Raw genomic sequence first — 19,982 nt, 5'->3', positions numbered from 1 at the left:
GCCGCATGACCCTGGAACTTTCCCGCCTGCGACGCCGCTACAGCGATTTTGCCGCGCTGGACGATGTCAGCCTGACGATCGCACCGGGCGAGTTCCTCGCCCTGCTGGGGCCGTCCGGTTCCGGCAAGACCACCCTGCTGCGCATCCTGGCCGGGCTGGATTATCCCGACAGCGGCGGCATACGGCGCGGCGATGAGGATTTCCTCGCGATGCGCGCGCGCGAGCGCGGCGTCGGCCTGGTGTTCCAGCATTACGCGCTGTTCCGCCACCTGAGCGTGACCGAGAACATCGCGTTCGGCCTGCGCGTGCGGCCGCGGCGCTCGCGCCCGGCGCGTGCCGAGATCGCCATGCGGGTGGAGCGCCTGTTGCAACGCGTGCAGCTGGACGGCCTTGGCAGCCGCTATCCGGCGCAGCTGTCCGGCGGCCAGCGCCAACGCGTGGCGCTGGCCCGCGCGCTGGCGGTGGAGCCTGATCTGCTGCTGCTGGACGAACCGTTCGGCGCGCTGGACGCACAGGTGCGCGTCAGCCTGCGCCGCTGGCTGCGCGAGCTGCACGAGGAGCTTGGCCTGACCACGGTGTTCGTCACCCACGACCAGGAGGAGGCGCTGGAACTGGCCGACCGCATCGCCGTGATGAACCACGGCCGGATCGAACAGGTCGGTTCGTCCGCGGCGATCTACCAGCAGCCGGCCACCCCGTTCGTGTGCGAGTTCATCGGCAAGGTCAACCGGTTGCCGCTGCGCCGCGAAAGAGGCCGGCTGGCCGCCGGCGGCTGGGTGCCGGGCGACGATCCCTGGCGGGGCCGCTACGAGCACGCGATCGCCTATGTACGGCCCGAGCATCTCGCGCTGGCCGTGCCGGCCGCACAGCCCGGCTGGACGGCGTACCTGCGGCACGTCTATCCCGCCGGCAGCATCGCCCACCTGGAGCTTGCGGTGGATTCGCTGCACCAGACCCTGGAGGCGGATGTCGCCACCGACGACCTGGCCAGGCTCGGCCTGCATGCAGGCATGCCGTTGCGCGTGGCACCGCGCAGTGCGGTGGTGTTTGCGCAGACGGAAGACGGCACGCCGCTGCCTGGCGAACGCTGGAGCTGGCACGCCGGGCAGGTCGCCCCACGGCGGCATTGCGTCACCCTGTAACGCGGAATCCGCCGCGTTCCGGCGGTATGTGCATGCGTCGCCTTGACGCGATGGTTTACACGTGTAAACATCATGTCACTTACACGCGTAAACGGTGACCCATGGCAATCAGCGAAGCCGAGGCAGTGGTGATGGACGTGTTGTGGCGTGCGGCGCCGCGCACGGCCGAGGAGATCCTGGCCGAAGTCGGCCCGGCGCAAAACTGGCAGGAGGGCACGGTGAAATCCCTGCTCAACCGCCTGCTGAGGAAAAAGGCCGTGCACGCCGAGCGTGACGGTCGCCGTTATCTCTACACGCCGTTGCTGACGCGCGAGCAATACGTCCAGCAGGAGAGCAAGGGCCTGCTCGATCGCCTGTTCGGCGGCCGCGTGGCGCCGCTGGTGGCGCACTTCTCCGAGCAGCGCAAGCTGTCGAAGAAGGACATCGCCGAACTGCGCAAGCTGCTCAGGGAACTCGACGATGAACAGCATTGAGCTGGTCGGAATGGATGGGATCGGGATCGACTGGCTCGGGCGCGGCTGGCTGCTGATCCTCGCCTTCACTGCCACCGTGCTGGTGGCGGCCGCGCTGCGCAAGCCGTGCCGCCGCCTGTTCGGCACCGAACGCGCGTTCCAGCTATGGCTGCTGCCGCCGCTGGCGCTGCTGGCCAGCCAACTGCCGCATGCGGCCCACGCGCCGAGCACGATGCTGCCGCCGATGGTGTTCGCGATTACCTCGGCGGCAGCCGCGTTGCCGGCGCACGCCACGGCGGCAAGCGTGATCGACTGGCGCATTTTTGCGGCGGCGCTCTGGTTGTCGGGCATGTTCGTCAGCCTCTGGCTGGCCGCAGTCGCGCAGTCGCGCTATCGCACCCGCCTGCACGGCGCTTCGGTGGTGGATGGGTTGCGCTCACCCCGGCTGGTGCTGCGCGCCAGGGGCACGGATGTCGGGCCGGCACTGGTTGGCGCCTGGCGCAGCCGGATCGTGCTGCCCGCCGATTTCGAGCAGCGCTACGACGCGATGGAGCAGGCACTGGTTCTCGCCCACGAAGTTGCCCATGCGCGCCGTGGCGACGGCTGGTGGTGCCTGCTTGCGCGAATCCTTGCCGCGCTGTTCTGGTTCCACCCGCTGGCGTGGTGGGCGCTGGCCGCGCTGCGCCACGATCAGGAACTGGCCTGCGACGCAGTGGTGTTGCGCGAGCACGGCACACAGCGGCGCCGTTATGCGAATGCGATGTTGAAGACCCAGTCGTCTGCGTTCGCGCTGCCGGTGGGTTGCCCCTGGTCACCCCGTCATCCCGTTACGGAGCGTATCGCCATGTTGAAACTGCCTTCACCGAACGGCCGTCGCCGAAACGCCGGAATGCTCGCCGGCTTCGCACTCGCCATTGTCGTGGTCGGCTCGGTTTATGCCGCCGGCACGCCGCAGGAACCGCGCGGGGTCCGGAAAGTCCACGGCCTGGAATACCAGTTGGACATGCAGGTCGAGCTGACGGTCGACGATGGCCACAAACGCCATACGGAAGCTGCGGATTTCGCGCTGTGCATGGCGCCGGGCAAGGCTGCGATGGCAAGCGTGGGGGCCGTGAAGGTGGAAGCAACCACCGCGCCCGTCGATGATGGGCAGGTACGCATCGACCTGGCCGTGACCAGCGCCGGCACCTCGCCGATTGCGCACAGTCAGTTGCACGGCGCGCTTGGCAGGACGCTGCATGCGGTGGGCACGGGAGCGGATGGGAAGCCTGCGTATGCCGTAGACGTCACGCCGCAGGCAGGTTGCCCGGCGCGCGTGATTGCCGAGGCCTCTCCGGTCAGGATCACGGAGCACGTCACAAATGGCACGGCGCGTGAAGTGGCGGAATCGATAGCGGCGAAAGCGGGCTGGAAGCTCGCCAATCCGCGCGCGCTGGGCGACGCTCCCGTCACGTTGTCGTTCAACGACATGCCGGCAGGCACGGCGTTGCAGCGGGTGGCCGACCTTGCCGGCGTGAAGCTGGTGCTGGATGGCAAACGGGTGCGTTTCGCGCCCAAGTAAAGGTTGAGGTCCCGGTATACTCGTTCCCGTTGCCAGGGAGAGAGAGCCCACGTGAAACCGCATCGCCTGTTCATAGCCCTCGCCACCTTCGGAATCAGCGCCATGAGCCATGCCGCCGTCCCGCCCGTGCTGGTGATCCATGGCGGCGCCGGCGTGATCAAGCGCGAGATGACGCCGGCGAAGGAGCAGGCGGTGCGCACGGCGATGACCCAGGCATTGCAGAACGGCTACGCCCGTCTCAAGGCGGGCGATAGCGCGCTGGATGCGGTGGCCGCGGCGATCACCGTGCTGGAGGACGATCCGAACTTCAACGCCGGCAAGGGCGCGGTGTTCACCCATGACGGCACCAACGAGCTGGACGCGGCGATCATGGACGGCAACACGCTGCGTGCCGGCGCGGTGGCCGGCGTGCAGCGGGTGAAGAACCCGATCCTGCTGGCGCGCGCGGTGATGGAGCAGTCGCCGCACGTGATGCTGTCCGGCGCGGGCGCCGAGGCATTCGCGAAGGAGCACGGCATCGCCCTGGTCGACCCGTCGTATTTCCGCACCGAGGCGCGCTGGCAGCAACTGCAGAAAGCGCTGAAGGAGGACGCCGCGAAGCAGCCGCATGCGGACGTCGAGACGGCCAAACACTTCGGCACGGTCGGCGCGGTGGCGCTGGACGCGCAAGGCCGCCTCGCCGCCGGCACCTCCACCGGCGGAATGACCGACAAGCGCTGGGGCCGCATCGGCGATTCGCCGATCATCGGCGCCGGCACCTATGCCAACAGCGGCTGCGCGGTCTCCGGCACCGGCTGGGGCGAGTTCTACATCCGCACGGTGGCCGCGCACGAGATCTGCATGAAGGTCACCCAGATGCGCGTGCCGCTGAAGCGCGCCGCCGCCGAGGTGATCAACCAGGAGATCCCGTCGATGGGCGGCAGCGGCGGCGCGATCGCGCTGGACGCGGAGGGCCACATCTCGATCCCGTTCAACACCGACGGCATGTACCGCGGCTGGATCGGCGCCGATGGCGTGCCGCACGTGGCGATCTACGGCGACGAGGACGACGGCACCGCGGAGTTGCCGGCGCCGGCGCCGGCCGATAGCGTCGCGCAGCCGTGAGGCAGGTCAGGGCCGGAGTTTGTGCAGCTGCGCGGGCGTCAGCGCGCCACTGATGCCACGGCGGCTGCCGTCGGCACGGATCACCAGCACGCGCGGGGTTTCGCCGCCCCAGTTCGGGTCGAGCAGGAAGTTGATGCGTTCGGGCGAGGCTTCGGCGTAGGCGCGCGCGGGATAGACGTCCATCTTCATGCTGCGCAGGCGCGCCTCGATCGCCGTGCGCAACTGGATGCTGTCGGTCGTCACGGTGACCAGTTCGATCTCGCGCGGGTCGGCGCGTTGCAGTGCGGCCAGCGCTTCGAGGTTCGGTTCGCAGTAGGCGCAGTCGAGCGACCACAGGGCAAGGATGCGCATGCCGTGCGCCGGCGGCTGCAGCAGGGCGGGGACGTCGGCGGCGGCCAGCGGTTGCAGCGTGCCGGCGCAGGCCAGCGTCGGCAGCCACAGGAGGAACGCGAGCAGCAGGCGTTTCATCGTGGCACCTCGACCAGGCGAAAGCCGGTGGCGGTGTTCCAGGCCACGAACGCGCGGCCCTGTTTCAGCAGCAGTTGCGGCGAACCCACTGCGCCGCTGCTGCGGGCGATGTCGCGTGGGGCATCGAAGTGGACGCCGTTGTCGGTCGAGCGACGCAGCATCAGCGCGTAGCCGTCGGCGCCGACCTGGTTCCAGGCCACCCACACGGTCTGCTCGTGTACGGCCACGTCGGCGTGGCTGGCGCCGCTGCCGGCGATCGCCAGCGGATGTTTCGGTGCGTGGCCGGGATCGAGCTGGCCGTACCAGATCGTGGGTTGGTCCTTGGACTCGTACCACACGGCGTGGCGGATGCCGTCGCGGCCGATCGCCAGGCCGGGACCGTGATGCGGGCAGCCGGCGATCTGCCAGTCGCTGAAGGTGGCGCGTGCGGCCTGGCTGGCCTGGCCGTCCGTGCGCAACACGGCATAGGCATGGTCGCGGATGTTGTCGCCATGGATGCTGCGGAAGAACGCGGCGACTTCGCCATCGGGCGTGCGTGCCAGCGCGATGCGGCAGCACTCGCAGCTCTGGTCGATCAGCTTGCGCTCGGGCACGAAGCTGGCGCCGCCGTCGTCCGACCAGCTGTAGTAGATCGCCGCGCCCAGGTACGGCTTGCCGGCGGCGGTGGCGGCGATCACGTCGCGCTTGTCGATCCAGGCGATCACGATGCGGCCATGGCCGTCCACCGCCAGCGCATCGAAGCGGTGGGTGATCTCGGTGCGGTCGTGGTGCACGGTCAGCGGGGCGCTGAAGTGTTCGCCGCGATCCAGCGAGCGGGCGAAGCGCACGAAGCCAGTCCATGGCTCGGCGCGTGGCTGCGACCAGCTGACGTAGATTTCGTCGTGTGGACCGAACGCGATCTTCGGGCGGTTCTCGCCTTCGGCGTAGATGCGCTCGGCCGTGGCGTTCACCTCGACCGGCGCGCTCAGCGTGCGGCCGTCATCGTCGGAATGGCGCAGCCGCACGTGGCCGTCCGCCGCGTCCACCAGCCACAGCCGGCCGTGGCTGTCGAACGCCGCGCTGGCGCCAAGCTCCGGGCCGTTCTTCGGCATCTCCATGCGCATGCCGTCGTGCGCGAGCAGCGCAGGCGAGAGCAGGCAGAGCAGGACGATCAGCAGGTGGCGCATCACGGTTCCTCGAAGTAAGCCTTGCTCCCTCCCCTGCTTGCCCCAAAGGGACTTCCTTCGGTCGCAGGGGAGGGTCGGGGTGGGGTGCTCTTGCTCTTCAAGTCAAAAGCGTAACCCCCTCCCGACCTCCCCCTGCAGGCAGGGGGAGGAGCATGGCGGGGACATCACAGCTCCCAGCGCAGCTCGCCGAACCAGGTGCGGCCGGCGTAGGGATGGTAGACCCAGTAACGTTCATCGGTGAGGTTGTCGACGCCGAGCGCGGCGGTCCAGCCCGGCGCGAATTTCCAGCGCAGTTTCGCGTCGGCCACGGTGAAGCGGCTCACCGCGCCGTAGCTGTCCACGTAGTCGCTGTTGTCCAGCGTGCCGTACTGGCGGCCGGAGTGACGGATGCCGAGCGATGCGTCCCACTGCGGCGCGAAGCGGTAGTCGGCGAACACGCTGGCGCGGACTTTCGGGATGCGCGGGAAGGTCTTGCCGTTGGCCAGCGGGTACTGGCGATCCTGCAGCGTCTTCGCATCGTTGAGGGCGAGGCTGGCCGAAAGGTCGAGGCCGTCCAGCCAGAGGTCGGTGAGGCCGAGCTCGCCCTCGATGCCGCGGCTGCGCATGCGGTCGATGTTCTGCACGCTGGTGACGGTGGGGGTGACGGTGATGTCGGTCTGCGAGTACAGCGAGTCGGCGATGCGGTCCTGGTACAGCGAGACGCGCCAGTGGCCGTGGTCGAGATGACGGGTCAGGGTGAGGTCGGTGGACTCGTCGGTCTCGGGCTTGAGCGCGGGATTGTTGTTGACGATCGCGTTGGCCGACAGGCTGCCCTGGAACAGTTCGGTCACGGTCGGGTAGCGCACCGCCTTGCCGTGGGCCAGGCGCAATTCCCAGCCGTCGGCGAGGTCCCAGCTCAGCGCCGCCTTGGGCGAGAAATCGGTGCGCCGACGGTCGGCGTAGTGCAGCGTGTCGACCGCATTCGCGCGCAGGCCGCCGTAGGCGCGCCACTGTTCCAGCCGGCCGCCCAGGGTCAGCGCCCAGGTTTCGGCAAAGCTCCACACGTCCTGCAGGTACAGCGCGCGGGTCTGCGTGCGGCCGGCGAACGCGCTGACCCGCGCGCCATCGGCATCGCCGCGCCAGTCGCTGGCGTTGCGCACGCGGCTGTCCAGCACGTAGCGGTCGCCGTGCACGCCGGCGTACAGCATGTGGCGGTCGCCGAGCGGGCCGGAACTGCGCAGGTCGAAGGTATCCCAGCCGGAGCCGGCCTTGTCGGCGATCGTGCCGGGGCCGCCGCTGGGGATGCCGGGTTCGGCCAGGTTGGCCGTGGCGGCCTGCGAGCGCAGGAAGTCGTAGTGGCTGGCCACCGCGGTCCAGCGCCAGCCGTTGTCGAGGCGGCCGTTCAACTCGACGCCGTAGAGCAGGTGGGTGTCGCTGGCCGAGGAGGGGGCCAGGCCGCTGGCCGGCAGGGTCCAGGTCTGCCCGGCTGCGCTGATCACGCCGCCGGCGACCGGTCGTCCATCGGCGCCATGGATCAGGCTGCGGGTGCGATCCTCGGCGCGGTTGTGCCACCAGCCGACGGTGAACAGCGCGGCCACTTGTTCGGTCACATCGACGCCGACCTTCAGCTTGGCCTGGTCCTGCACCGTGTGCTCGATGCTGTTGGCGCCGTACACCAGCCGCGGCGAGCCGTTCGGGTTGCGATCCAGCACGGCGCCGCTGACCGGCACCGCCGCGGCCGCATCGCCGCCGGCCTTCGCGGTGGCGTACTGCATCGGCTGGCCGTGGTTGTCGAGCCGGCTGAATTCCAGCAGCCAGCTCCAGCGGCCCTGCTTGTCGCCTAGCGTGGCGGCGGCCTGGTGGCCGTTGTAGTGGCCGCCGGCGCCGTACGCGTCGCGGTAGTCCTGGCTGAAGAACTGGGTGCTCACGCTGGCCGTCAGCTGCTGCGGCAACACGGTGTGGATCAGCACGGTGCTGCCCAGCGAGTTGCCCGGGTACAGCGCGGAGTAGGGCCCGTACAGGATGTCGACGGCGCCGATTTCCTCGGGGGCGACCATGCCCCAGCGTGGCGCGCCATCCCAGCCGTTGGTCATCAGGTTGGAGAGCAGCAGGCCGTCGGCATAGACCAGGCTGCGCGCGCTCTGCAGGGTGCCGGCGTTGCGGCCGCTGATCACCGCATTCGGATCGCCGATATAGCGTTTGCGCACCATCATGTTCGGCGCGTACTTCAGTGCGTCGGCGCTTTCGGTGAGGTTCTGCTGCTGCAGTTTCTGCCGCGTGACGCGTACCTGCACGCTGGGCGTTTCCATCACCATGGTGTCGCTGGCGTGCACCGAGACCGGGGCGAGCGTGGTGGTGGCGGGGGCGGGTTCATCGGCGGCCAGCAGCGGGTGGCTGGCAACTGCAAGCGCCATGGCGCAAAAGCCGAGCGTGAGGGCGTTCAAGCGACACTCTGGATGGTGGTCTAGGGTTGCAAGGATAGTCCGCTGCCATGCACGCGACAGATGGCGCGTTGTCGCAGCGGGGGTCGGCGATAGGATGCGCGGGCATGCCTAAAGGTGCCCCGCTGGGAATGCGTATAGGAGCGCACCCTGTGCGCGATGCTTTCCGTCATGTGACGAAGAGCATCGCGCACAGGGTGCGCTCCTACAAATGCGGGTCACTCTTCGCGGTCGGGGCGTTCGCGTACCGGGTGCTTGCTCAGCTTGCGTTGCAGGGTGCGGCGGTGCATGCCGAGGCGGCGGGCGGTCTCGGAAATGTTGCCGTCGCATTCGGTGAGCACGCGCTGGATGTGCTCCCATTCCAGCCGGCGCAAGGCCAGTGGCTGTTCGGGGGCGTCGGGCGGGTCGCTGTCGTCGCTGTCGTTGTCGCCGTCGAGCAGGGCGCGCACCACGGCGTCGGCGTCGACCGGCTTGGCCAGGTAATCGTGGGCGCCGCGCTTGATCGCCTCCACCGCGGTGGCGATCGAGGCGTAGCCGGTCAGCAGCAGCACGCGCAGGTCGGGTACCAGAGCATGCAGCTCGGGGATCAGGCGCAGGCCGTTTTCCTCGCCCAGCTTGAGGTCGAGCACGCAGTAGCGCGGGTTGTGCCGGCGCGTCAGCGCGCGCGCTTCGTCGAAGTTGGTGGCGGTGATGACCTCGAAACCGCGCGAGCCGAGCGCACGCGCCAGCACGCGCAGGAAGGTGGCGTCGTCGTCGACCAGCAGCAGCGGGCGCGCCGTGGCGGCATGGGGCAACTCGGTCATCGGTGGTGTTTCCTGCGTGTGGATCAGTGGCTCATTCTTGCCCGAAGCGGCGAGACTTGCACGTCCGGCGAGCTATTTTTCGGCGATCACCGCCAGCGGCAGGCGCAGGCATACCTCGGCGCCGCGTTCGGCATTGCGCGCGATCAGTTCGCCGTTGAGCCGTTCGGCGGTGGCTTCGGCCAGAGCCAGGCCGATGCCCAGCCCGGTCTGCTTCTGCGAATAGCCGAGTAGGGTGAGTTCGCCGTCGGTGCCGAAGCCGGGGCCGTGGTCGCGCACGCTCAACTGCAGCCACTCGCCGTCGCGCGAGACCTGCAGCGCCACTGCGTGCGAGTGGTTGACGGCCGAAGCGTCGGCGGCGTTGTTCAGCAAATTGAGCAGTGCGTGGCGCAGACCTGGCGGGGTGCGCAGCACGACGCGGGCGATCTCCTGATCCAGCGTGAGATCCAGCTCCGCCTCGGGCCGCAGCAACTGGAAGCGCTCCAGGCAGCCGTGGATGAACGCGGCCACCTCGAGCCGTTCCGGCTCCTGCGAAAGCTGCGCCTTGCCGAACGCGACCATTTCGCGAAGGATCGTGCGGCAGCGGTCGACCTGGCCTTCCAGCAGCTCCAGATCCTCGGCCAGCGAGGTGTCGCCAATGTGCTCGCGGCGCAGCTCGGGCAGCAGGGTGCGCATGGTCGACAGCGGCGTGTTGAGTTCGTGCGCGGCGCCGGCGGCCTGGGTGGCGATGGCCAGGATGCCTTCGTCGCGCAGCGCGCGTTCGCGCACGCGTTGCACTTCGAGCTGTTGCAGGCGCAGCACGTGGGCCAGGCGGCTGATGAAGAAGCTCAGCAGCAGCGCCATGATCACGAAGTTCACGCCCATCCCGGCCACGTGCAGCGAGAAGCGGCTGGGCGAGTTCTCGTGCAGCGGCATCGGCAGCGGCACGTGCGAGTACAGCAGGATCACGTAGGCGACGCCGGCCAGCGCCGCCACCGCCAGTACCGACCGCCCTGACAGCGCCGCCGCGCTGAGCGCGATCGGCACCAGCAGCAGGGTGATGAACGGGTTACTGGCGCCGCCGGTGAAGTACAGCAGGTAGCCCAGCACCAGCGTGTCGAAGGCGATGTGGCCGACCGCTTCCCATTCGCGCAGCGGCCACGGCTGGGTCAGCCGCCATGCGGCGAACACCGAGAACACCGCGAGCAGGCCGATGCCGAGCAGCAACGGCAGCAGCGGGATGTCCAGGCGCATCCACCAGGCACAGACCAGCACGGCGGCGCTCTGGCCGGCGATGGCGCAGATTCGCAGCCAGGCCAGCGTGCGCGTCAGTGCAAACGGGCCGAGGCGTTGGGTGGGCCGGTGCGGCATGGCGATCATCCGGACTTGCTGAAACCGGCGGAACCGGCGCGCGGTGCGCGACGGATCACGCCGGCGTGTTGAATTCCTCGCTGCGCACGGCCGGCAGCAGGTTGTTGGCGACCGAGTCGGAATGGCTGCTCGACAGCTTCTTCATCAGCGGCAGCATCGCCAGCGCGATCACCGTGCAGGCGATGCCGGCGAAGCCGAGCTTGTTGAACAGCGCGGTGTAGATCGGCAGCGACACCAGCGGGTCCTTGATGTCGGTCGGGATGCTGGCGAAGTTCGCCACCACGCTGCCCAGGTACTGCGAGATGCCCGAGGCCACGTAGTAGGCGCCCATCATGAAGCCGCCCATCCGCGCCGGCACGTAGCGCGCGATCATCGCCAGGCCCAGGCCGCTGACCAGCAGCTCGCCCAGCGAATACAGGCCGTAGCCCCACACCATGATCCACGACGAGACCTGGCCATTCACCGCGAAGCGGGCGCCGACGCCGTAGATGAAGAAGCCGATCGCCACCGCGGCGAAGCCCCAGGCGAACTTGGCCGCCACCGAGGGGTTTTTGCCGACCTTGCCCATGGTGTTGTAGGCGAGTACCAGCACCGGGCTCAGCAGCACGATCCAGATCGCGTTGAGCGACTGGAACTGCTCGGGAATCCAGTTGAACAGGTGCAGGCCGAACAGGTTGAACGAGAGGTCGACGTTGCGCTGCGCGAACAGGTTCAGCGAGGTCGACATCTGCTGGTAGAAGATGAAGAAGAAGATCGTCTGCGCGGTCAGCACCAGCGCCGCGATCAGGCCGGCGCGCTCATGCTGCTCGCTGCTGCGGATCAGGTGCACGAAGATGCCCAGGATCACCACGCCGGCGGCGTACACGCACCACTTGGCGACCGTCTGGTCCTGCAGGATGAAGGCGGAGACGAACACCATGCCGATCGCGGCCAGAAGAACCACGCCGAGGCGCTTGACGTCCACCGGTTTCTCGTCCGCCGGCGAGCCGATGTGCGCCAGCGTGCGATGCATCAGCGTGTAGTTGACCAGGCCGAGGATCAGGCCGATCGCGCAAACGCCGAACGCGGTGTGCCAGCCCCAGGCGTCGCCGTATTTGGCGCCCACGTAGTCGCGGATCCACGGGGTCAGCAGCATCGAGATGGTCGAGCCGATGTTCACCGCCATGTAGTAGATGGTGAAGGCGCTGTCGATCTTGGTGTCGTCGCCCTCGTAGACCTTGCGCACCAGATTGCCGGCGTTCGGCTTGAAGAAGCCGTTGCCGACGATGATCACGCCGAGCGCGATGTACAGGAAGTAGGCGTTGTTGGTGGGAATCCACAGCATCGCGTAGCCCAGCGTCAGCACCACGGCGCCGAGCAGCATGGTGCGGCGGGTGCCGATCAGCTTGTCGCCGACCCAGCCGCCGATCGCCGGCGTGGCGTAGATCAGTGCCGCAGCAGCGCCCCAGATCAGGTTGGCCTTGCTGTCGACGAAGCCGAGCCGCTTCACCATGTAGGTGACCATCAACACCTGCATGCCGTAGAAGCCGAAGCGCTCCCACATTTCGATCAGGAAGACGGTGCTGAATGACCGCGTCTGCGAGACGGGTGGGTTCTGGGTTGCCATATGTTTTCCGTGCGTGATCCAAACCGTGGCGACGTGCCGGCACGCGCCAGTGCCGTGCGGCCCCTGAATGGGCCACAACCGACGAAGCGTAACCCATTCGCCATCACGGTGTAGCTGCACTGCGGCAAGACGCCGAACCCGCGGCGGACGCTTGGCGGCGGCGCTTGTGGCATCATCGGTCGCTCGAACCGGCCTGTTCCAGGGGAGTTTGCCGTCCATGTCCATCGCTGCACTGATATCGTTGGAGCGCCTGCGGCCGGCGGGGCGGCATCGCTGATGGCCGCCGAAGGTTTTCGCGGCCCCAAGCAGGTGTGGAACGCATTCCTGTGGTCGATGAAGGGACTTCGGGCCGGCTGGCGGCACGAGGCCTCGTTCCGGCTGGAAGCCTGCCTGGCGGTGGTGCTGATCCCGCTCGGGTTGTGGCTGGGCCACGGTGGGGTGGAGAAGTTCATCCTGATCCTGGCGCCGATGCTGGTGCTGTCGGCGGAGCTGCTGAATTCGGCGATCGAGGCCGTGGTCGACAAGGTCAGCCCGGAATTCAACGAGCTGGCCGGGCGCGCCAAGGACATGGGCTCGGCTGCGGTATTCGTGCTGCTGGTGCTGGTGGTGCTGAGCTGGGCGTTGATCCTCGGGCCGCGCCTGTTCGGTTAGCGCACGCGTTCACCCCGTGCTGACACGATTGCGGCAGGTGGCGTGGGATGATGGAATGGCTTTCCACCGGATCGGAGCGACTCCATGAAACTTCTGCGCAATCTCGTGCTGTTGCTGCTTGCCTTCGGCCTGAGCGGCTGCGGCTACAACGCCATCCAGAAGCAGGACGAGGCGGTCAAGGCAGCCTGGTCCGAAGTGCTGAACCAGTACCAGCGCCGCGCCGACCTGGTGCCGAACCTGGTCAACACGGTCAAGGGCTACGCCCAGCACGAGGAGAAAGTTTTCGTCGAGGTGACCGAAGCGCGCGCCAAGGTCGGCAGCCTGCAGGTCAATGCCGATTCGCTGAACGATCCGCAGAAGCTGCAGCAGTTCCAGGCCGCGCAGGGCGAACTGGGCAACGCGCTGTCGCGCTTGATGGTGGTCAGCGAGAACTACCCGCAGTTGAAGGCCGACGGCCTGTTCCAGAACCTGCAGGCGCAGCTGGAAGGCACCGAGAACCGGGTCACGGTGGCACGCAACCGCTACGTGCAGGCGGTGCAGGCATACAACGGGATGATCCGCACCTTCCCGAACAACATGACCGCCAAGATCTTCGGCTACAAGGTGAAGCCGAACTTCACCGTGGACAACGAGAAGGCGATCTCCACCGCGCCGAAGGTGGACTTCGGCACCACCGCGCCGGCACCTGCCGCGACGCATTGATGATGCCCTGGCGCTTCCCGCGCCGCTGGCTGCTGCTGGCGCTGCTGCTGCCGGTGCTGCTGCACGCGGCCGACGCCGTGCCGAAACTGGCACGGCACGTCACCGATCTCACCGGCACGCTGACCACGCAGCAGGTCGACCAGCTGGACGCGCAGCTGACGGCGCTGGAACGGGCCAAGGGCGCGCAGCTGGTAGTGCTGATGGTCGGCAGCACCGGCGAGCAGGATATCGAGGGCTATTCGCTGGCGGTGGCCGAGGCGAACAAGGTGGGCCGCAAGGGCACCGACGACGGTGTGCTGCTGCTGGTCGCGAAGGACGATCGGCGCGTGCGCATCGAGGTGGGTTATGGCCTGGAGGGGGCGATTCCCGACGCCGCCACCGCGCGCATCATCCGCGAGTACATCGCGCCGAAGTTCCGCAGCAACGACTACTTCGGCGGCATCAGCGACGCGGTCGGCGCACTGACCCAGTTGATCGACGGCGAGCCGCTGCCGCCGCCGGTGCGGGGCTCGCCCGGCGACGAGCGTTCCGGCCTCGGGCTGGAGCAGGGCTTGATGATCGCCGTGTTCGTGGCGCTGTTCCTGCGCGGCATCTTCGGCCGGGCCCGGGCATGGCTCCGTGCGCCGCTGGGTGCCGTGGCGGTCGGCGGGCTGCTGTGGCTGCTGATCTCGATGGGCGCGGGCATCCTCGGTGCGTTGATCGGCGGCGTGTTGATGCTGATGCCCGGCGGTGCCGGCCGCTCGATCGGTGGCGGTGGCTGGGGCGGCTTCGGGGGCAGCGGTTGGGGTGGCGGCAGCGGCGGCGGAAGTTTCGGCGGTGGCGGCTTCAGCGGTGGCGGCGGCAGCTTCGGCGGCGGCGGTTCTTCGGGGAGCTGGTGATGGCGCGCATGCAGCGACTGTGGACGAACCTGTTCGGCGGCTGGTTCCAGCTGTCGCGGCGCTTTCCGGCGGTACTGCTGGATGAGATGGCCACGACGATCGCTGCGGGCGAACGCCATCACCTGGGCGAGATCCGCTTTGCGGTCGAATCGCGGCTGGCGCCGCTGGCCGTGCTGGATGGCCTCGACGCCGCGGCCCGCGCGCGCCAGGTATTTGCCCAATTGCGCGTGTGGGATACCGAACTCAACAGCGGCGTGCTGTTCTACGTGCTGATGGCCGAGCACCGCATCGAGATCATCGCCGACCGCGGCATCGCGGCGAAGGTGGCGGCGGAGGAGTGGGATGCGATCTGCGCGCGCATGCGCGAATGCTATGCGCGCGGAGAGTGGCGCGAGGGCAGCCTCGCCGGCATCGCCGCCGCGAACGTGTTGCTGGAGCGGCATTTCCCAGGCGATGGCAAGGCCAATCCCGACGAGCTCGCGGATCGGCCGGTGCTGCTCTGAGAGAGGTGCGTTTCGCAGATGGCCCGCTTGCCCGCAATCCAGCGTGCCCAAAAAACAGGGAAGGCGCCGAAGCGCCTTCCCGACCAGCCTGCCGCAGATGATCAGGGAGCGGACGCGCCGGGGCCGATGTTCTTCTCCAGGAATGCCTGCAGCCGGTTGTAGAACTCGATGTTGTTCTTTTCGTCGTAAAAGCCGTGACCCTCACCCGGCTTGCTCAACCACTCGTATGGCTTGTGCGCGGCGTCGAGCGCGGCCCGCATCGCCTTGGCCTGCGCGAACGGTGCGCGTTTGTCGTCTTCGCCGTGGATCAGCAGCACCGGCACGTCGATCTTGTCGGCCAGCCTGGTGGGCGAGTTCGCGTCGAGATCGGCATCGTCCTTGCCGATGACGGTGTTCAGGTAGCTGCGGCCGGACTTGTCCTCGCGGATGTCGCCTTTCTTGTACATCATCTTCAGGTCGTAGATGCCGGCGTAACCGACCGCGCACTTGAACATGCCCGGCGCGCGGATCGTGGTCATCATCGCCGAGTAGCCGCCGAAGCTGCCGCCGTAGACGCAGACCCGCTTCGGGTCGGCGTAATTCTCCGCGATGGCCCACTTCACGCCGTCGATCAGGTCCTGCTGGATGCGGGTGCCCCATTTCAGGTAGCCGGCCTCCTGGAAATTCTCGCCGCGGCCACCGGAGCCGCGGTAGTTCACCTGCAGCACGAGATAGCCGCGGCTGGCGAGGAACTGCGCATCGTTATCGAAGTACCAGTCGTCCTGCACACCGATCGGACCGCCGTGCGGCAGCAGCACCATCGGCAGGTTGCTCTGGGTAACGCCCTTGGGAATCGTGAGGATCGCTTCCAGTTCCATGCCGTCGCTGGTCCTGAAGCGCATGGGGCGCCGCTCGGCCATCTTCGCCGGGTCGATCCAGGGTGCCACGGCGAACAGCTTGCTCACCTTGTAGTTATGCGTGTCGATCAGATAGTAGGTGCCCGGGTCGCGGTCGCTGCTGACCCAGAACAGCAGTTTGCTGCCATCCTCGCTGAAGTCGACGAACTGGACATGGCCGGCAAACTTCTGGCTCAGCGCACGGTGCAGTTTTGCCGTTGGTGTGGTGGCGTCGATATAACTTGTCTGCGGTACGCCCGTGGCCAGCGCCGTGGCAAACGGTTGATACGGCAACGCCGTCCATTCGATGTCGCCGATGCTGCTGAAGCCGTCGCTGGCAAGTACCTTGCGGTTGCCGCCATTCTCGTCCTGTTCGACCAGGGCGGTCGGGCCGCCGCCTGCGTCGTAGTGGGCGTAGACGCGTTGCCGGTCAGGCGCGAAGAAGATGGGGGTGAAGCTGCCGCCGATCTGGGCGGCGGCCATCTGCGCCCAACCGCCGGCCTGCTGGTGGTAGACCACGTAGTCCCAGTTGTCATTGCGGCCGTAGGCGTAGTGGGCCTTGCCGTCAGCGCCGACCATGAAGTTCAGTCCACCCACCTTGATCTGGCCGATCAGGCGGCGTGTGTTCTTGCCCGCATCGACGTCGTACAGGGTGCTGAAGTCCTCGCTTTCCCAGCTGTAGGTGGTCATGTAGAAGCGGCCGTCGGCCGGCGTCGGCTGACCGGCCACGAAGCCCCACCCGCGGTCGGTACCGCGTGTGCCTGCGCGCTTGCCGAACTTGCTTTCGAAGCCGTAGAGATAGTCCTGGTGTTTGCCGTCGAAATCGGTGGCGATCACCTCGCCGGTGGCAACGGGCTTGTCGATCGAACCCAGCTGCTTGCCTTTTTCCACCACCAGCCGGGTGTTGTCGACCCAGGTGATGCCGACGGCCAACTCGTACTTGGGCAGGCGCAGCAGGCTGACCGGCCTGCTCATGTCGGCCACGTCGTAGACGGCCAGCGCATGCGAATCGCCGTCGGTATCGTTTATGTTGACGGCGAGATGCCTGCCGTCTGGCGACAGTCGTGGCATGGACAGCGGCGCATGCCGCGCGAAGTCCTCCACCGGAACCAAATCGGCGGCCGTGGCGGCGGCGGGCAACAACAGGCAGGCGGCGGACAGCATGGTCCGCGCAAGACGGTACGACATCGGTTTTCTCCCCTGAAGCTCCGTGCGATGAATCCGGCCGTCTGGAGCGAGGCGGCCCGGCCGGATGCGGACATCCCTGGCAAAGCGGTGGTGCAACCCTCGTCCAGACTCCCCTGGTGCGGACGATATACGGAAGGATTCTAGTTCTTGCGAACGTCGCGGCGGAAGAGCTGCCGCCGCCGGCGCTGGCGTCCCGCTACACTTGGCCTTTGTCAGTCAGTGCGGTCGCCATGTCCCAGCCCTACGTCGTCGATTTCGATCCCGTCGCCTTCCAGCTCGGTCCGATCCAGGTGCACTGGTACGGGCTGATGTACCTGCTTGGCTTTTTCTTCGTGGCGGTGCTGGGCGAATACCGCCGCCGACGTGGGCGCCTGCCGGTCAGCCGCGATGCGCTGGGCGATCTGCTGTTCTACGGCATGCTGGGTGTGATCGTCGGTGGGCGCGTGTGGTACATGCTGTTCTACGCCGATATCGACTGGATCTGGACCGCACCGCAGACCCTGTTCAAGGTATGGGACGGCGGCATGAGCTTTCACGGCGGCCTGCTCGGCGTGCTGGCCGCGGGCTGGTGGTGGTCGCACAGACAGAAGCTGCACTTCTTCGACACCATCGACTTCGTGGCGCCGCTGGTGCCGATCGGGCTGGGCCTGGGCCGGCTCGGCAACTTCATCAACGGCGAGCTGTGGGGCAAGCCCAGCGACGTGTCGTGGGCGATGATCTTCCCGCAGGCGCCGGACCGGCTGCCGCGGCATCCCTCGCAGCTGTACGAGATGCTGCTGGAGGGCGTGGTGATGTTCGTGGTGCTGTGGCTGGTCTCGCTGAAGCCGCGCCCGCGTTACCTGGTTTCCGGCTTGTTCGCGTTGCTGTACGGCTGCTTCCGCTTTGCGGTGGAGTTCGTGCGCGTGCCCGACCCGCAGCTTGGCTACCTGTTCGGCACGCAGTGGGTGACGATGGGGCAGATGCAGTCGCTGCCCTTGATCGCGATCGGGTTGGTACTGCTCGCGCTGTCGCGCCGCGCGCCGACCTTGCCGCTGGCCAGCGTCTGACGCAGCTCTTGCAGGGCGGGCAGTGCCCGCCCTGCGCAGCCGAGGTCAGGTGAGCCGGGGTGGCTCAGAAGTTGCGGTCGCCGCCGATGATGTCGCCCAGGCCGCCGAGGATCGAGCCCTCGCCGCGGCGTTGGCCGCCGCCCTGCGGCGCCGCCGCCAGCATGCGCCCGGCCATGCGCGAGAACGGCAGCGACTGCAACCATACCGTGCCCGGCCCGGTCAGCGTGGCGAGGAACACGCCTTCGCCGCCGAACAGCATGCTCTTGATGCCGCCGACGGGTTTCACGTCCATGCTCACGGTGTCGTGGAAGGCGACCACGCAGCCGGTGTCCACGTCGAGCCGCTCGCCGGCCTTCAGCTCACGCTGCACCACGGTGCCGCCGGCGTGCACGAACACCCAGCCGTCGCCTTCGAGCTTCTGCATGATGAAGCCCTCGCCGCCGAACAGGCCGGTGAGGATCTTGCGCTGGAAGAAGATGCCCAGCTGCACGCCGCGCGCGCCGGCCAGGAACGCATCCTTCTGACAGATCAGCCGGCCGCCATGGTCGGACAGCTTCATCGCCATCACCGTGCCGGGGTAGGGCGCAGCGAACGCCACCTTGGCCTTGCCCTGGCCGGCATGCGTGAACACCGTGGTGAACAGGCTCTCGCCGGTGATCACGCGCTTGCCGGCGGAAAGCAGCTTGTCCATCAGGCCGCCGCCGCTCTGGCCGCCGCTGGAGCCGTCGCCGAACACGGTATCCATCTGCACCGCGGCTTCCTTGTACATCAGCGCGCCGGCCTCGGCGATCGCGCTTTCGCCGGGGTCCAGTTCGATCTCGACGAACTGCATGTCGGTGCCGACGATGCGGTAGTCGATTTCGTCGGCGCGGCCGCTGCCCATCGACGCCGGCATCGGTGGCGGCGCCAGCGGCGTGCCGCCGAACGCGGCCACGCTGCGGATCGGCTTCCATTCGGCAAACCCTTCGCACCAGCAATAGCCGTCCGGCTGGCGCTGGGCCTGTGCCCGCGCCGCGGCATCGTCGAGCGGGCCGATCCGGTCGGTGTTCTTGCCGTAACTGAAAAACCACTGCGCCATGGTCCATCTCCTGGTCGAAAGGCCCGAGTCTAGGCCGGGAAAGTGCGCTTCGGGAGTGACCGTTGTCATGCCCCACGGGCTAGAATTCGACGATGCACGCCTATCTCGACCTGCTCCGCCACGTCCTCGACCATGGCACCGAAAAGACCGACCGCACCGGCACCGGCACGCGCAGCGTGTTCGGCTGGCAGATGCGCTTCGATCTCAACGAAGGCTTCCCGCTGGTCACCACCAAGAAGCTGCACATCAAGTCGATCGTGCACGAGCTGATCTGGTTCCTGCGCGGCGACACCAATATCGCCTACCTGAAGGAACACGGCGTGCGCATCTGGGACGAGTGGGCCGATGCGAATGGCGACCTCGGCCCGGTCTACGGCCAGCAGTGGCGTGCCTGGCCCACCGCCGACGGCGGCGTGGTCGACCAGATCGCCTGGGTGGTCGACGAGATCCGGCGCAACCCGGACTCGCGCCGGCTGATCGTCAGCGCATGGAACGTGGGCGAGTTGCCGAAGATGGCGCTGATGCCCTGCCACACGATGTTCCAGTTCTATGTGGCGAACGGCAAGCTGAGCTGCCAGCTGTACCAGCGCTCGGGCGACATCTTTCTCGGCGTGCCGTTCAACATCGCCAGCTATGCGCTGCTCACCCACATGGTGGCGCAGGTCTGCGGCCTGGGCGTGGGTGACTTCGTGCACACGCTGGGCGACGCCCACCTGTACAACAATCACCAGGAGCAGGCTCGGCTGCAGTTGAGCCGTGAACCGTTGCCGCTGCCGCGGCTGAAGCTCGATCCCTCGGTGCGCTCGATCTTCGATTTCCGTTACGAGGATGTCGCGATCGAGGGCTACCAGTCGCATCCGGCGATCAAGGCTGCCGTCGCCGTATAGCGGTCGCGCAGGAACATGCGGAACCGGCGCGGTCTCGCCGCGGCCTGTTAATATCCGGCGTCATCGGCGGCGTCTTCCACGGGCGCGGGCCGTCCCACTGACCAT

General features: G+C 67.7%; 18 protein-coding genes. 10 read left to right on the top strand and 8 right to left on the bottom strand.

The features are described from left to right. The first annotated feature begins 5 nt into the window (after window positions 1-5). From ABIE04_RS04500 to ABIE04_RS04485, 4 genes are all read left to right on the top strand, one after another. Entirely contained in the window at window positions 6-1,142 is a 1,137-nt protein-coding gene (locus tag ABIE04_RS04500) for a sulfate/molybdate ABC transporter ATP-binding protein (RefSeq protein ID WP_354547377.1), read from the top strand. Window positions 1,143-1,243: 101 nt separating this feature from the next. Further along, window positions 1,244-1,615, top strand: a complete 372-nt coding sequence (locus ABIE04_RS04495) for a BlaI/MecI/CopY family transcriptional regulator (RefSeq protein ID WP_354547376.1) — start codon at window positions 1,244-1,246, stop codon at window positions 1,613-1,615. Beyond that, window positions 1,602-3,155 carry a M56 family metallopeptidase gene (locus ABIE04_RS04490; RefSeq protein ID WP_354547375.1) on the top strand — a complete coding sequence of 518 codons (1,554 nt, stop codon included), beginning with the start codon at window positions 1,602-1,604 and terminating at the stop codon, window positions 3,153-3,155. Before ABIE04_RS04495 ends, ABIE04_RS04490 begins: the two co-directional genes overlap by 14 nt. Before the next feature lie 102 nt (window positions 3,156-3,257). Next, window positions 3,258-4,259 carry an isoaspartyl peptidase/L-asparaginase family protein gene (locus ABIE04_RS04485; RefSeq protein WP_354547374.1) on the top strand — a complete coding sequence of 334 codons (1,002 nt, stop codon included), beginning with the start codon at window positions 3,258-3,260 and terminating at the stop codon, window positions 4,257-4,259. Window positions 4,260-4,265: 6 nt separating this feature from the next. Here the strand turns inward: ABIE04_RS04485 and ABIE04_RS04480 are convergent, their stop codons facing one another. The 6 genes from ABIE04_RS04480 to ABIE04_RS04455 all read right to left on the bottom strand — a co-directional run bounded on the left by ABIE04_RS04480 (window position 4,266) and on the right by ABIE04_RS04455 (window position 12,069). Next, window positions 4,266-4,727 (bottom strand): hypothetical protein, encoded by a 462-nt coding sequence (locus ABIE04_RS04480; protein ID WP_354547373.1) that lies wholly within the window; start codon window positions 4,725-4,727, stop codon window positions 4,266-4,268. After that, window positions 4,724-5,893 carry a sialidase family protein gene (locus ABIE04_RS04475; RefSeq protein WP_354547372.1) on the bottom strand — a complete coding sequence of 390 codons (1,170 nt, stop codon included), beginning with the start codon at window positions 5,891-5,893 and terminating at the stop codon, window positions 4,724-4,726. Before ABIE04_RS04475 ends, ABIE04_RS04480 begins: the two co-directional genes overlap by 4 nt. A gap of 164 nt (window positions 5,894-6,057) precedes the next feature. Continuing rightward, window positions 6,058-8,286 carry a TonB-dependent receptor gene (locus ABIE04_RS04470; protein WP_354547371.1) on the bottom strand — a complete coding sequence of 743 codons (2,229 nt, stop codon included), beginning with the start codon at window positions 8,284-8,286 and terminating at the stop codon, window positions 6,058-6,060. Window positions 8,287-8,531: 245 nt separating this feature from the next. Then, window positions 8,532-9,116: a response regulator transcription factor gene (locus ABIE04_RS04465; RefSeq protein ID WP_354547370.1), complete on the bottom strand. Its 585-nt coding sequence runs from the start codon at window positions 9,114-9,116 to the stop codon at window positions 8,532-8,534. A 72-nt stretch (window positions 9,117-9,188) separates the two neighbouring features. Further along, window positions 9,189-10,463, bottom strand: coding sequence for an ATP-binding protein (locus tag ABIE04_RS04460; RefSeq protein WP_354547369.1), 1,275 nt, complete (start codon window positions 10,461-10,463; stop codon window positions 9,189-9,191). A 55-nt stretch (window positions 10,464-10,518) separates the two neighbouring features. Then, on the bottom strand, window positions 10,519-12,069 hold the full coding sequence (locus ABIE04_RS04455) for a peptide MFS transporter (protein WP_354547368.1): 1,551 nt from the start codon (window positions 12,067-12,069) through the stop codon (window positions 10,519-10,521). 276 nt (window positions 12,070-12,345) lie between these two features. Here ABIE04_RS04455 and ABIE04_RS04450 point away from each other — a divergent pair, with 276 nt between their 5' ends. The 4 genes from ABIE04_RS04450 to ABIE04_RS04435 all read left to right on the top strand — a co-directional run bounded on the left by ABIE04_RS04450 (window position 12,346) and on the right by ABIE04_RS04435 (window position 14,803). After that, on the top strand, window positions 12,346-12,720 hold the full coding sequence (locus ABIE04_RS04450; protein WP_354547367.1) for a diacylglycerol kinase: 375 nt from the start codon (window positions 12,346-12,348) through the stop codon (window positions 12,718-12,720). An 84-nt stretch (window positions 12,721-12,804) separates the two neighbouring features. After that, window positions 12,805-13,422 (top strand): LemA family protein, encoded by a 618-nt coding sequence (locus tag ABIE04_RS04445; RefSeq protein ID WP_354547366.1) that lies wholly within the window; start codon window positions 12,805-12,807, stop codon window positions 13,420-13,422. Next, the gene (locus ABIE04_RS04440; RefSeq protein ID WP_354547365.1) at window positions 13,422-14,300 is read left to right on the top strand and encodes a TPM domain-containing protein; all 879 of its coding nucleotides are present in this window, start codon (window positions 13,422-13,424) and stop codon (window positions 14,298-14,300) included. Before ABIE04_RS04445 ends, ABIE04_RS04440 begins: the two co-directional genes overlap by 1 nt. Beyond that, the gene (locus ABIE04_RS04435) at window positions 14,300-14,803 is read left to right on the top strand and encodes a TPM domain-containing protein (protein WP_354547364.1); all 504 of its coding nucleotides are present in this window, start codon (window positions 14,300-14,302) and stop codon (window positions 14,801-14,803) included. The genes ABIE04_RS04440 and ABIE04_RS04435 overlap by 1 nt, the downstream gene beginning before the upstream one ends. A 101-nt stretch (window positions 14,804-14,904) precedes the next feature. Here the strand turns inward: ABIE04_RS04435 and ABIE04_RS04430 are convergent, their stop codons facing one another. Further along, a complete protein-coding gene (locus ABIE04_RS04430) occupies window positions 14,905-16,866 on the bottom strand; it encodes an alpha/beta hydrolase family protein (protein WP_354547363.1) in 1,962 nt (653 codons plus the stop codon). Window positions 16,867-17,096: 230 nt separating this feature from the next. On the opposite strand from ABIE04_RS04430, the gene lgt reads away from it, so the two are divergent. Continuing rightward, the gene (lgt, locus tag ABIE04_RS04425; protein WP_354547362.1) at window positions 17,097-17,912 is read left to right on the top strand and encodes a prolipoprotein diacylglyceryl transferase; all 816 of its coding nucleotides are present in this window, start codon (window positions 17,097-17,099) and stop codon (window positions 17,910-17,912) included. Window positions 17,913-17,976: 64 nt separating this feature from the next. Here the strand turns inward: lgt and ABIE04_RS04420 are convergent, their stop codons facing one another. Beyond that, the gene (locus ABIE04_RS04420) at window positions 17,977-18,990 is read right to left on the bottom strand and encodes a TIGR00266 family protein (RefSeq protein ID WP_354547361.1); all 1,014 of its coding nucleotides are present in this window, start codon (window positions 18,988-18,990) and stop codon (window positions 17,977-17,979) included. 92 nt (window positions 18,991-19,082) lie between these two features. Between ABIE04_RS04420 and ABIE04_RS04415 the strand changes: the two genes are divergently transcribed. Further along, window positions 19,083-19,877, top strand: a complete 795-nt coding sequence (locus tag ABIE04_RS04415; RefSeq protein ID WP_354547360.1) for a thymidylate synthase — start codon at window positions 19,083-19,085, stop codon at window positions 19,875-19,877. Window positions 19,878-19,982: the final 105 nt, after the last annotated feature.

The organism is Rhodanobacter soli (genome assembly GCF_040548735.1).
Classification (GTDB): domain Bacteria; phylum Pseudomonadota; class Gammaproteobacteria; order Xanthomonadales; family Rhodanobacteraceae; genus Rhodanobacter; species Rhodanobacter soli_A.
Note: the sequence above shows the minus strand (reverse complement) of the source record. Positions and strands in the feature narration are given on the sequence as shown.